Origin of the sequence: Lysinibacillus irui (assembly GCF_028877475.1) — a bacterium.
Taxonomy (GTDB): domain Bacteria; phylum Bacillota; class Bacilli; order Bacillales_A; family Planococcaceae; genus Lysinibacillus; species Lysinibacillus irui.
The window spans coordinates 180,860-194,095 of record NZ_CP113528.1 but is presented as its reverse complement, the minus strand read 5'-3'; the positions used below and the strand labels follow the sequence as shown (position 1 = coordinate 194,095).

17 protein-coding genes are annotated in these 13,236 nt (G+C 32.4%); 4 read left to right on the top strand and 13 right to left on the bottom strand.

Features of this window, described 5'->3' with window-relative positions; translation table 11 throughout:
- Positions 1-16: 16 nt before the first annotated feature.
- Both OU989_RS23420 and OU989_RS23415 read right to left on the bottom strand, forming a co-directional pair.
- The gene (locus OU989_RS23420) at positions 17-859 is read right to left on the bottom strand and encodes a ThiF family adenylyltransferase (protein WP_274797468.1); all 843 of its coding nucleotides are present in this window, start codon (positions 857-859) and stop codon (positions 17-19) included.
- Positions 856-1,953: a hypothetical protein gene (locus OU989_RS23415; RefSeq protein ID WP_274797467.1), complete on the bottom strand. Its 1,098-nt coding sequence runs from the start codon at positions 1,951-1,953 to the stop codon at positions 856-858. The genes OU989_RS23420 and OU989_RS23415 overlap by 4 nt, the downstream gene beginning before the upstream one ends.
- Before the next feature lie 285 nt (positions 1,954-2,238).
- Here OU989_RS23415 and OU989_RS23410 point away from each other — a divergent pair, with 285 nt between their 5' ends.
- Positions 2,239-2,460, top strand: coding sequence for a transcriptional regulator (locus tag OU989_RS23410; RefSeq protein WP_274797466.1), 222 nt, complete (start codon positions 2,239-2,241; stop codon positions 2,458-2,460).
- Positions 2,461-2,489: 29 nt separating this feature from the next.
- Here the strand turns inward: OU989_RS23410 and OU989_RS23405 are convergent, their stop codons facing one another.
- From OU989_RS23405 to OU989_RS23355, 11 genes are all read right to left on the bottom strand, one after another.
- A complete protein-coding gene (locus OU989_RS23405; protein ID WP_274797465.1) occupies positions 2,490-3,323 on the bottom strand; it encodes an SH3 domain-containing protein in 834 nt (277 codons plus the stop codon).
- A gap of 48 nt (positions 3,324-3,371) precedes the next feature.
- A complete protein-coding gene (locus OU989_RS23400; protein ID WP_274797464.1) occupies positions 3,372-4,124 on the bottom strand; it encodes an HNH endonuclease in 753 nt (250 codons plus the stop codon).
- Positions 4,125-4,433: 309 nt separating this feature from the next.
- Positions 4,434-5,270 (bottom strand): type II toxin-antitoxin system PemK/MazF family toxin, encoded by an 837-nt coding sequence (locus OU989_RS23395; RefSeq protein ID WP_274797463.1) that lies wholly within the window; start codon positions 5,268-5,270, stop codon positions 4,434-4,436.
- 155 nt (positions 5,271-5,425) lie between these two features.
- Positions 5,426-6,511 (bottom strand): hypothetical protein, encoded by a 1,086-nt coding sequence (locus OU989_RS23390; RefSeq protein ID WP_274797462.1) that lies wholly within the window; start codon positions 6,509-6,511, stop codon positions 5,426-5,428.
- Between the two features lie 17 nt (positions 6,512-6,528).
- Positions 6,529-7,041 (bottom strand): hypothetical protein, encoded by a 513-nt coding sequence (locus OU989_RS23385; protein WP_274797461.1) that lies wholly within the window; start codon positions 7,039-7,041, stop codon positions 6,529-6,531.
- 10 nt (positions 7,042-7,051) lie between these two features.
- On the bottom strand, positions 7,052-7,390 hold the full coding sequence (locus OU989_RS23380) for a hypothetical protein (RefSeq protein WP_274797460.1): 339 nt from the start codon (positions 7,388-7,390) through the stop codon (positions 7,052-7,054).
- Between the two features lie 35 nt (positions 7,391-7,425).
- A complete protein-coding gene (locus tag OU989_RS23375) occupies positions 7,426-8,511 on the bottom strand; it encodes a hypothetical protein (protein ID WP_274797459.1) in 1,086 nt (361 codons plus the stop codon).
- Positions 8,508-8,975: a hypothetical protein gene (locus tag OU989_RS23370; RefSeq protein ID WP_274797458.1), complete on the bottom strand. Its 468-nt coding sequence runs from the start codon at positions 8,973-8,975 to the stop codon at positions 8,508-8,510. The genes OU989_RS23375 and OU989_RS23370 overlap by 4 nt, the downstream gene beginning before the upstream one ends.
- 11 nt (positions 8,976-8,986) lie before the next feature.
- A complete protein-coding gene (locus OU989_RS23365) occupies positions 8,987-9,319 on the bottom strand; it encodes a hypothetical protein (protein WP_274797457.1) in 333 nt (110 codons plus the stop codon).
- Between the two features lie 85 nt (positions 9,320-9,404).
- Entirely contained in the window at positions 9,405-10,301 is an 897-nt protein-coding gene (locus tag OU989_RS23360; RefSeq protein WP_274797456.1) for a 5'-3' exonuclease, read from the bottom strand.
- A 12-nt stretch (positions 10,302-10,313) separates the two neighbouring features.
- Positions 10,314-10,565 carry a hypothetical protein gene (locus OU989_RS23355; protein ID WP_274797455.1) on the bottom strand — a complete coding sequence of 84 codons (252 nt, stop codon included), beginning with the start codon at positions 10,563-10,565 and terminating at the stop codon, positions 10,314-10,316.
- Positions 10,566-10,930: 365 nt separating this feature from the next.
- Here OU989_RS23355 and OU989_RS23350 point away from each other — a divergent pair, with 365 nt between their 5' ends.
- From OU989_RS23350 to OU989_RS23340, 3 genes are all read left to right on the top strand, one after another.
- A complete protein-coding gene (locus OU989_RS23350; RefSeq protein ID WP_274797454.1) occupies positions 10,931-11,881 on the top strand; it encodes a hypothetical protein in 951 nt (316 codons plus the stop codon).
- Between the two features lie 122 nt (positions 11,882-12,003).
- Positions 12,004-12,828: a DUF4121 family protein gene (locus tag OU989_RS23345; RefSeq protein WP_274797453.1), complete on the top strand. Its 825-nt coding sequence runs from the start codon at positions 12,004-12,006 to the stop codon at positions 12,826-12,828.
- A gap of 44 nt (positions 12,829-12,872) precedes the next feature.
- Positions 12,873-13,205, top strand: a complete 333-nt coding sequence (locus OU989_RS23340; protein WP_274797452.1) for a hypothetical protein — start codon at positions 12,873-12,875, stop codon at positions 13,203-13,205.
- Positions 13,206-13,236 lie beyond the last annotated feature (31 nt).

Below are 13,236 nucleotides of genomic sequence, written 5' to 3'. Positions count from 1 at the left end.
TAGAGTTGTTTTATTTTTAACAAGCTGCCGTACTCTTGCTTTGCGCTTGTAATTCTTTAAAATATTTTTCAGTCCTAGCTTCAATGAAGCGGGCATTGGATGAACCATATCGAGCATTGAACAATATTTCATGCTGATAAATTTCACCTGTATGGAACAAGTTATTCATAATGATATTGGCCATCTGTGCGGCCATTTTATTAGTTTCTAATCTTTGAGGATTATTTAAAATTTCAGTGCAATTTTGGGTAGGAAATACAGATTCAGTATCACTAAGTACGTTGGGATAAACATCACAAATAGGTGGTAATATTAATTCACCATTTGTTTTAAAACCAACAACTACTTGTCCTGAAAAGCCACTACCAATAATCATTCGATTCATCTCATCATACGAATAATCTTTTAGCTCTTCTTTTAAAATGACACCCTCTACTCCTACATCAATGTAAAGTAAATCACTTACATAATTGAAATAGTCGTGCATTAATTGTCGTGTCCGGTTATTGTCAACACATCCAATTAGGATTTTAAAGCGGCCATCATTTGCAAATAGACGTTCTAACATATCGCAATCCGTAATGTAATCAGGAACAGCTAATACATCTATTCCATAGTGATCACCATAACGTTCTGCTAGTGCATTAACTTTATACTCCCCAATATCTTCAGGAGTAAAAAGTTGGTTCTTAATGTTCTTTTCTTCTGTCTTATCACCGTCAGCAATAAGCAATCGATTTTTTCTCATATCCCTACCGTATAATGACATGTCTTGTAATAGATTTCGAAGGAAATGAGATCCATTCGCTCCTACACCAATTAGAACAATATCTAAATTTTGACCATAAAGAATTTTCATAGGTAAAACCCTCCCATTGTTGTAACATTAGATTTCCAATGTTTAGGATAGGAGTAGTCCCTTCGATCTTCCTCTAAATCAAATAATTGTTCCGGATGAATCTCAATTACATCGTCTCTCATTTTTGCTCTAAAGACCATTTCGTACTGTTTCCGATTCAGTCTACCAAATACACCAAACACACCAAATGTTGTGTTAAAAGCTTGTTCGTCCGAATCATCTATTTCCGAAAAGAAAGCTCTCATTACATTATGAGAATGGACTTCCATAACAGGAATATAGCGAGTTGCATTTTTCCCAGTAAATTCCTCACTGTGCTGCAATTCAATATTTATTGCCGTTACAACCTGTTTAGGACAATCTACTACATATTTTTCCTTTTTTAAATCCCAATAAATTTTTAAAGCAACTTCATACTCCGCTTCTTCATGTATAAAGGAGCGGAAAAAGCCAATGATCTGTCTCAAAATCTTGTTTTCAATCTTGGGCAATGACCATTCAAAAGTAGCTGGCGTTATTGGGCACTCTGTAATTTCATTTAATCCTAAATCCTTAAGTGCTTTTGCTTTGGTCGCTTCACTAACCCCTTTAGTAGGTGTAATCATAGTCCCACATATAGATTGGTGAACAGAAAGAACCTTATTATCCCCACTAAGGATATAACGATAGAAGTTGTTTGCTTCAAAAGCATCTTCTGCGGAAATAAAAAAAGAAGGCGTAAAACGACCTTCTTTGGAATCTGCACCTTTACTCCCAGCAAATGCATCAGGGAATAGCTGCTTTTTATCCTTATCATAATCCCATTTTGTTCGTGCAGCGCTAAACTGCGGAAAATGTCTCTCGATGCCTTCTCTTAGTACCTCTAATGTAATACCTTCTTCAGGCATTTCATCTACGAAGTCACTCACATAGAAACGATCTGTTGCAAAATGAATTGTCCATTCGGCATTTACTAAAAGAGGTTCTTCTTTCTTCTTAGGGGCAGGTGTACTCTTCACCACACTACTCTTTTTACTACTTTCTTTTTTCTTTTGCTCTTCTGATTGTGTTGTATCCTCAACACCTAGATCAAATAAAGTTAGTTCCTGACTCATAAATAAGTCCTCCTAAAAATTTATTTATCTTGAGAAATGAAAAAACACTTCTCCGATAAATGTGCAGACCAATCCTGATAAGAGATTAGTATGGACACTATCTAAGAAGTGTAGTTAATGCTTTCACCGTATGGTTAAGCTTAGAATTTCATTAAACAAGTTATATAAAAAATTATATATAAAAAATACGGTGGGAGCAACCAAATATAAAAATTTTAACCATCATTTGATAATTTGAACAAAAAGAACAAACGTTCTATCATATGTACAAAGGAGTGAAACCTAATGAAAAATTCAATAATTAAAGTCATGAAGCAAAATCAAATAATTACTATGATTTATATTTCAAAAAGTGGAGCAATTACTCAAAGAAGAGTCAAAATTCTAAAGCTAACTAACAATACATTTACGGCCTATTGTTATATAAGAAGAGCAAAAAGGACATTTTATGTAGATAACGTTTTAGCAATTAATCCTGTTACTTATGAAAAAAAGAAAGTCTACTAGTCTTTCTGCTCACAAAATTTTAAAAGGTTTTATTTAAGGATTTTTGATTTTTCAACCCAACCAGTGTATGTTGATTCACCAACCAATACCATTATTTTCACCCAACTCCCTTTTCTACTGTTCACAATTACAAGCTGGCCAGTCTTTAATTTTTGTGGAAGAACTATAGGAGCGGTTTTTGAATTACCTTGGCGCAAGTATGTTTCGTTACGAATAGTGGCATTATATTCACCAGTTAAATCAATTTGAAATTCATCTTCCCATACCTCAGTTATGGACTCCTGTATATCCTCTGAAACTGCGTTTGAAAAAGGAGAAAAGATACATAGTAATATTGAGAATAATATCTGACCAGGGATACTATTTGAGAGCTTAACAAAAAATTCTTGGTAGGTCGTAGCTGTCGGCTCTTCTTCCTCATTAATAGCACTTAGTTGCGTCTGAATTTCTTGTTGAATATAAGCTTTATATTCTTCTGTAAGTTCCAGTTCCACATCATTTTCAATACTATCCATTTCATCAATATAACCAAAATCGATTGCTGCAAGCTCTTCAAAAGGAATACTATTACGAATTTCATTGGCTAAATATCCAAATGAATTTGCTAATTCCATAGATCTTTTAAGTGTATTAGATGCCTCCAAAGATAATTTTTGTTGAGTCTGTAGTGCTCTAATCATACTTGAATTCATCGAGTTAATAAATTCTTGCCATTTCATTAATGGCTCCGTTAGCATTGTACTAGCCTTTCTTGCTAGGTCATTGTACATTGATCCCGTTCTAACTATATCTGCTTGAAAGGAATTCATCATTGTTTGAATGTTTCTAATAGCTTCTAAATATTCTCTAGATGGGTAGTCCATTATTTAGTTCTCCTTTTCGTGGAATTTAATTCAACATATCCTATTTTATTATTCATTTATATCCCAATACCGTGATCCTAAGCTGTTGTAATCTTCGTTTCTATCTCGCTTTGACTTATTACACGTTTCACATGTTAGTTGAAAATTTACAGGGTCATTTGTTCCACCCTTTTCTAATGGAATTATATGATCATAATTTTCAGCTTTTTCTAAAGAGAATATCTTAGTTAAATCAGTACCGCATATTTGGCATCTTCCTTTATCTCTCATAAAGACACCTTTTTTTAACCATTGAGGTAAATATACTCTTTTAAAAACACCATTTTTCCTTAACAATTCGGGATGCTCTCGTTGATTTAAAGTCCTAACCAACTCCTGTATCTGACTATTAAAATCATATAAAAAATCTTTATTTGCAAATAGCACTGTAAATACATCATCCACAAATATAACTTCTAATTTCTCAAGAAAAAAACTAAATACTTTACGTCCGTAATCTTCAATTTCATCATTAACATCATCGATTTCAAGTTCACTATACTCCACATTTCCTAAATGAGAATAGTCTATACCATATTTCCGCATAATATCAGTAAGACACATAATCACCTCTATGGGCAAGTGCTTATGCAACAAGTACTCATTTTGTTCAATAAATATAAAACTTATGTAATTATGAAGTAATGTTTTTTTAAAAGGCTTTGAGCATTTTCTTATCCAATCAATCTCATCGTATTCCAACCAATTACTCACACTTAATTCATTTATTCCTGCCAACTCATCCACCATATGTGCTGCCATTGCTAACGCTTCATTTCCATTCCAGGAATATTTTGTAGCAAAGTCTTTAATGAGTAACCATTCCCTTCTTTTTATTTTCAATTTCAAAATTTAGGTACAAAAATATAATAGAAAAAGCCCTCTAAACTTTTTGTTAGAAGGCTTTTTAAATAAATAGACTCCTTAACAAAATGTTAAGGAGTCAGCACACAAAAGTGCCAAATCATTTTATTGCAATTTAAGTACTTAAAAGTACGGGACCATTTGCCCCCAAATATTATATATTAATATTACCTTATTATTAAATGGTTGTCTAGAGATAAATAAAAATTATTTTTTTACTCCTTTCATTTCATTTAATTCCTTGATAAGTTGCTTATTTTTTTCCTCAAGAATTTTTATTTTGTCTTCAAATTCTTGTTTTTCAACTTCTTTAATACTTAATTCTTCAGTTAAGGTAGCATTCAATGTATCTAACCTTTGATTTTCATCTTCAAGTATTGTATTCTTCCCTTCCAGGACAGTCTTTTCTTGTTCTAAATCTTGAATTTTTTTATCACGCTGCTTAGTTACAAATTCGGCTAATAAATTACTTAAAGCTTCTTGGATTTCATTTTGCTTTGGCTTATCTGTGACTCTTCCAATTTGTGATAATACACGATATTTAGAAACAAATCTTAATTGCTCTAACTTAATTGTAGAATCTTTAGGTAAGTTTCCGTATGGACGAGCTTTGCGATTAAGACGAACGTGCGTACTAACGTTAACTGCATTTGTATAAACCTTTGAGTTTGATGTAATAGGAGCAATGATCAACCCTTCTATAGAACTATGAAGAACAATAGCTGGATGATCGTAGATTAACTCCTTATCAAACCCTCCAAAAAAATCTAGCATCACAACAGTTCCTACAGGGTAAGTACGATAATGGAAGTTTGAAATTCTAGGCTTTTTCGCCAGAACATTTACATAATTTGCATATCCATAAATCCATCTAATTCCATCTTGTACGGATAAAGTATTAAATACTTTGTTTAATTGATATTGTCTTTCTGATATCTCTAACAGTAGCTTTGGCTCTTCTTCAACATGCTTACCTTCGCACTTTACTTTGTTAGTTATAATATCTTTTTTTAGTTGGTCATTAAAATACGAACGATTTTTCATACACACACCTCTACATTTGATAAAATTGGTTCATTTCCAGTTACGAATAACGCTACGAATTTATTATTTAGCACAAATTTAAGATAGCAAAATTATCCTAAATTAACAATATAAAGAACAAAAGCATAGATAGCTTTTGCTCTTTATATTTAATGTTAACACCAGTTTTCTATGGTTAGCTGCATAGGTTTTAAACTTCTATCATTAAAATTCTTATTTTGATACTTCTGAAATAATGAGAAAGTATCCTTATTTAAATGGCTGTTATTTGATGTACTTAAAAACATTATTGGTATCTGATCAATAGGAAGCTCATCCCATTGGGACCAGCATATTCTTCCGTCTGAAAAAACATTTGAATATGGATAATGGTACAATTCCGTTTCTAAATTTAATTCTGCTTTCCCTTTTAAAGCACATAATTTTACCTGTTGTACTTGATTATTTACACAGGAAATAGCGAATAAAAGTCTAGGATGTCCAACGTTTTCAAAGGCCACATCCTGAAACTTGACACGTATTTTTGATTTAGGGATATCATAAAAATAAGTTGTTCCCACTGAAGTTGTTGCTACAAAAGAAGCGTTTTTAGGTACTTTGCTGAATCCATATACCATTTTACTTCCCTCACTTTTTGCTCTTATTTCATCAAGCAAAATAGAGGTAGGTAAATGTTCAATATGCATTGCAACCCATTTATCTATTTCCTTCTTTTCTTTCAACCCTTTTAGATATTTATATATAGTTTTTAATAGTTCTTTTTGTACGCTTAAATCAGTTTCATTTGGTGAACCTAAAAAATATTGAAGCAGGTCCTTATATAACTCCGCGTATCTTGCATTACACGGTACCCGTTTTATTTTATTAATCCAAGATGATAATACTGTAGTTAATGCTTCTTCTGTTAGAGCATCATCTGCAGCTTTATCAATAACAAGCTTTGCTAATTCTGAGAAATTAGAGTTATCGAGCAACCCATCTTGTATCTGATTAAAAAGAATGACAAGAAACAGGTAGCCATTATCATTTGCTGCATTAACATTTTCAAAATAATCTATTATATCATCTGTTCTATTATTGATTAATTCATCAAATATCAAGTCAACCGATGCATCTTTGATAAAGGATCGTAACAACATTTCCAATGTAATTTTACGATTCCCTACTTTAACATCGTTTTCGTACCTTTCCATTAATGGGAAATTCCCTTCTTCCATTGTGAATACTAATTTTGTTGTCATATATATTCATTCCTTTATTACAAATATTTTTGGCATTCGATATGAGTATCTAATAGAATTTTACATATACTATGCCAGCAAATAGCTCCTTCTCTATCAAACGATAGGAAACCCTCAAATATTTGTTTATTCTCGTTGAAGTGACAATGTACTGAAAAACAAATACCATCCTCAACATTCGTAATTTTCTCACCAACTTCATCAATGAGAGTGTTTAATTCGATTTGCAAATCGGGTTCCAAATTAGTCTTTTTTAAAAACGCCGCACATACAGAATAAAGTGTCAGATTAAATTCTTCCCCGTCATACACTATTTCACCAATTTCCGTATGATATAGAAAAGAATCCAAAGGCCAATAAAAATCATCATATGATACATATTCTAAATTATTGACGTAATTATAAAACTTCTTTTGGTCTGGTAATTTACTATTTGTATACTCTTCTATTAACTTAAAAATTATCAGTGAATCAATCATATAAAGTGATGTAAACATCTGTTCAAATGTAATTTTCATGTCGAAATACATAACATATCTCCTATATAAATAACTTTTTATTATTTTTCAATTTATTCCAATAGTAAGAACAACTTAATCCGTTCCAGTAACTATTTTTAAATACACTAGATGTTACTTTTTCACCTAGTGTCTTACTCTCATAATCGTCATCATCAAATGAAAGTGATTTTTCCTCATTTATGGCCTTGAACAATTTCATGAGTTCTTCTTTTGATGTCGCATCAAATACCTCTCTTATTTGCCCTAAACTATCAAATTGATTAAAATATATTGCTTGTAGTAATTTTGATAGTTTTTCCATCTCATCTGGGAGCTCCATTTGTTCTAAAGTGTCTGCTACGTCAGAAATATTAATCACTATGTTTTCCTCCTAAAAGAAAAGAATTGCTATAGTTATAGCAATTCCTTTAATTTCCCGAGTGGTTTCAGTTTTGAGTCATCAAAATCTTTGCCCTCGTTTTCTTTATATAATTTTAAGCAATCAACACCATGGTTTGAGTTACTTGTAGATAAGAATAAATTTGCCATTTGTGGCAAATCACTCTTTTTAAAGTTCCCATACTCGTACCAGCATACTTTTCCATCAGAAAACACATGTGAGTAAGGATAATGATATACATCCATTAAGTCATGAATTTCTTCATTCTCTTTAACCGCTACAAGCTTCATTGATGAAACTTGTTCCTCGTTTTTTAATTTATATATAGCTAATAATCTAGGATGCCCTACATCTTCAATCGGTGCTCCATGGTATTTAACACGGAACTTTGATTTAGGTACCTCATAAACATAGCTCGTACCCAACGTATTTACACCCATATAAGATAGTCCTGGTGGCAGTGACCCGCTAAAGTAAGTTATTTTCTGTTTTATAGCTGTAGACTTTTCTATCATTTGTTTAAACCATTCATCATCCATATGTGGAGTAAGTTGTGAAATTACATTTTGTAATTCGTCTTTTTGTTCACTTGATAAAGTTGAAATAATAGCCTCAAATATTTGAACTTTTTTCTGTTCAAGTTCCTTGTTACTGTTTTCCCTTAAGAATCGCTTTAAAATTTCGATTACCAATGTGCCCAAGTTATCTCCCAAAGGGATTTCATTCACTTTGTGGGTAACAGCAGTAAGGAAATTAACAATATTCGGATTATCTACACTAATAGTATTTAATTTGGAGATAACTATTGCCAAAACCTCTAATAAAATAGGATTATCTTGATACCAAGAAGCAGATAAGTTTTTTAACAACATAGTTAAAAATTCATTAAAATTTTTAGGTTCATTTAATTCTTTTAAATATTCTTCTAACTCTGATGTTTCTGTACTTAGGTGTTCAAATATGGCTCCTATAGGTAATGGTTTCATCATTCCTCTACAATAATCAACAAGCCTAATATTTCGTTCACCCACACATACATTATTTTCATATCGTTTTACATTAACTGAATTATTTTCAGATATAGTAGTTACTACTTTCATATTAGATTATTCTCCTTTAATAACTCATAATATTTCCTAAAAAACATCAATGGAACACCATCGTATTCCTGTAAATTGAACCTTAAGCCATGTTCAAGGTATTCTACTACTTCTTCTAATTCCAATTCACCATATTCCTCAATGTCATCCCAGCCATAAGTTATTGATTCAGCAAATAGTTCCAGATGCTTTATTTTTGGGTCAAAATTAAGAGTTAATATATAATCATCTTCATCCCATGTATAATCAGCATTAACCGCATCAAAAAACTCTAATATATCATTCATGACAGCTTGAATTGGGTAATAAGAATAATCATTAGCTTCTTGTTTAAAAAAAATGTAATTTTGAATGTCGTGTCCCATCAATTCCAACACTTTTGCCATTGTTAAACGAGTCATTAATCTCTTGATAGTATCTCGATCGCCGACTCCTGTTTGACTTGCTTTCATCTCAATGTTCATGTCAGTTCCTCCTAAAAGAACTTTTGTCTTATTTTTGGTTTACTTACTTTAAACCAAATATACTCTGGTAAAATCGACAAATTGGAACCTTCAAAAAAGTCTATTTTTGAAACAAAATCTGTAATCCCAAACCGCGTCTCATGCCACATTTCACCTTCTAATGGTGGAAGTTGCAGTACCTGGTCATAAACCAATTCAAAATCCTCTAGATCCCAAGAATCAAAATGTACTTGTATATCTTTGATCAGCTCTCCTGGTGGATTAAAGTAGGTCCATGCAAGAATTTCAGCCGATATCGACTTTTCTTCAGCATTTTCAAGCTCTTTCCACATCTTTTCTAACATACAGTTAGCCTCCTTAAAATAAATCTCACAATAAGTAAGATAAAATTTATTAGTAATAGAAAAAGAACTGTCATCAACAGTCCTTTTAGTAATACATAATCATATTAATAATCGACTTCATTGCGTATATCTCACAAATGTTAATAAGCCCTGATTCGTTAATCTCATATTCTTTTATTTGAAGCGGTGTATCTACCTTCAAGGTAGTTAATTTTTTTGCAAACAAAGCATCGCTCATACCGCTGCCTTCAAATTTCTTCTCATACCTTTTTATTTCCTTTGGAAAAGGCATAACAATTTTTTCTACACACCCAAAATGTTTAATAATGTTGATTGCTCCTTTGTTTCCAATACCCATGACACCGGTTATATTATCGGAATCATCTCCAGCAAGTGCTTTAACATCTACTATTTGATGTGGATTTAAACCTTCCCAATCTAATGAAAATTGTTGGGGTGTAACCATTACATCGACCTTATTCTTTCTTACAACAACGGTAACATCTTCTCGAACTAATTGAAGTAAGTCCTTATCGTTTGAAAGAATATATTTATGGCCGCTTAACGAATTACAAGCTGCGCCTATAAGATCATCTGCCTCTAAATCCTCGTTCCAAAAATACGGAATACCAGCTGCAGTTAATACTTCTCTTATAACCGGAAACTGCTGCGTCAATAACTCTGGCGTTTCATTGCGTCCTTCCTTATAAGGAGGATATAATTTTTTGCGAAATCCCTTACCTTTATCAAAGAAAACTACAATATTAGCATTAATTTGTTTTTGGTAATTCAATGACATCTTCAAAAACTGTGTAACACCATTTGTCGGAGTCCCATCAGGTGCCGTCATAGTATTATTTGCAGTTGCGTAGTATGCTCGATTCATTAAATTGTTACCGTCTATTAATAGCCAATTTGTTCTACTGGGAGTACTTATTTTTTCCTCTGCGTAATAATCATCAAATATAGAGATTTGTCTCATTGATATTCCTCCTTAAAATAAAGAAAGTTGTCCATCGTCATCTGTTTCGAAAGTTTTTCTTTCGATTAATTGATGAGATTGATCAACTTCTACTGTTTCTTGTACATTCGTACATGATGCTGCTCGTTTAGCACGTTTAAAAGTGCCACAGGCTTGTTGTTTAGCTGGATTACTAACCTCATAGACACATGTTTCAGTGCCTAATTTACATGTCTGCCAAAAAGCACAGCAACCAAATGCTGTTACTACTTTTACCTCTTGCATAAGTTCCCTCCTTATTTAAAAACAAAAAAACTCATTATGAGGGTAGCAAAAGGACAGACTTATCCTGCTATTACCTCATAATGAGTTTTAAAAATTTTAGCCTTTCACCGTCTGGTTAAGGTTCTAGTTAAAAAAAGAAAAAGTGTATACCGAAATTATAGCATATTTAAATTTAAAATATACCTAAAATAAATTTTTATGGTAAAATGAGTTATCGAATTATTTTTTCTTTTACTACCCTAACCAAACGGTGAAGGGATTATTTAATTAAAGCATTCCTAGAGAATGAAGCTATTATGCTTTTTTCGCTATGGGGTGCTTTTTTTTATTTACCTAAAAATTCCATAGAGAAGGAAGGTTATTAAATGTTTAAACCTGTTTTAATCATCTTAGTGTTGTTTCCTGTTTGCTTGCTAGTTGACTATTTTAATGGTACTAGATGGCTTGCTGGTTACACTCAATTCATTCGTGAATGGTGGAATTTATTACTTGTACTCTTGTTGTGCAAAACCATATTCCCCAAAGCAAAGAATTATAAGTACGACATAATGGAGGATATGAGGGTTAATCAATATCTTGCTGAAATTCAGAGGTATTTTAACACGCCCTATGTTCCCCCTATTATGTTACTCTACTTAAAAAATCCTCCAGGGTCGATACGGCCAACTGATTATGCTTATATCAACGATACATTTTATCGCTTAGTCGTTAATTCGTTTCGAGATAGAGTATATGTTCTACAAGATTTCGATTCCATTGAACCTTGGAGTCGCCCCACTTATTTTGACGTAATCGGAATAAAGAATATTACCAAATGCCTTTTGTATCTCTTGGTACCTTTTATTTGGATATTCTTCGTTCACTTCATATTAGAGCAATCCATGTTAAAGGATTGGCCACTTCTGACGCTTCCTTTTACTCTAGCAACATTCCAACGCGGTTTATTCATGATTGAGGCTTTCATTAAGTTCAATCCCTTACGTTTGGATCGAGAGCTAAAAGAAAACGACTGCATGATACAAGTTACATGGAGAGATGCATTTCCAGATCGAGAAGTTGGTATTACTTTTGTAAGAGCCTATTATTTAGAAATGGAGCGTAGACAACGCTGTGAATTAACCATTCAAGGCCTTACTATTCCAGATCATTTCCCTGAATGGAAGAATCCACATTTTGCTCCATTCCCTTACCCAAGTAAGACTATTCCATCCTGGGGAAGTGAATATGAACCGTATTACGAAAAAAAATCTATGGAATTGAACACTCAATTATCTACTAAAAATAGTAATGTAGTTTCATTTCCAAAAATTAATTAAAGCCAATTATTTAGGCATATCAGTTTGATAAAACTGCGAAAGAGTTTTGTTGGGGAATCCCGCGAAACTCTTTTATTTTTTAAAAACAAATAACAATATTTCAAACAAAAGGAGAAATTATAATGAACACAATTAATGAATTAAAAATTTTTAACGAAAGCTACGACGAACAATACGGTGTTAATGAAATGGATCTAAAAAAAATAGAATCTCTTGTGCTACATATCGAGGGTAGTAGAGATATTACAACACCTCAAGTAGGAGATATAGTGCAGTTTACAAACAGTTACGGTGAATATCATGCTTATGCACATATTGAGAATGTATGTAAGGATCAACTATATATTTGTGAGAAGCCCTATGTTCCATTTATTGAAGCTAATCAACATACTAACAAAATAAAAACGTCCACCAGTGGCGGAGCATGGTTCTTTATCCCAAGTAACATTCGTTATGTTGGAACTGCTAGGAAATCATTTAAAACATGGGGCCATAATGGTCCATGTGCGAACGGAGCTGTTCAATTTACCGCTGAGGTTTCTGTGTGGGAGTATACAAAAGGAGAACACAAATTTACAACAAAGACACACGATAAATTCTTGGTACACAACCGCGAACATGACAAAGAAACAGATTATAATTACCTAATTTCAAAAGGTGGTCAACGTCATACTGCCTTTAAAACAAAAGAAGAATATCAACATTGGTTAAAAACTTTTAATGGTGTTGAAGCTGCAGAAAACAATTTCAATAGTATCGTCGTCTGGACTTACAAACAAGTCAATACTTCTATTCCGTTGGAAGAGTACCTAGCTTTGAGAAACGCTAATATTGATACAGTTCTTTGGAATGGTAAACATTATGAGTGTAAACGAGTAGTCGAAGGTACAACGGTTACAACATATATGCCTTACATGAACGATAGAATCGAAATTAATAAAATTTAGACTTTAAGGTAGTTAGATTATCTTAAATAAAAGGAGACTATTTTATGAAAACAATTACTAACGATAATAATAATAGTAAAGAATATATGGAATTAATCAGTAAATGTGAAATGTTAGATCCATTAGCTAAAGAAATTTTAAGTAAAAATCCTATTGCTTGGGCAAGGATGGCAACAAATGCTTTTGATGCTACAGTAAAAGGAAACAGCATTTCAGTTAACGCTTTTAATCGCTATATTTCTGATTGTTCATTTATAAACTTCTTAGAAATTTTAGAGGAGAATAAGATTATCCTTGCGGTTAATGAAGGTAATCTTGTCTTTTTAGGAACTGGAGATCTTGAAGACATTCTATTGGATGCTTTATTTCCATATTAAAGATAAAAGCACAAACCTTTCGGTTTGTGCT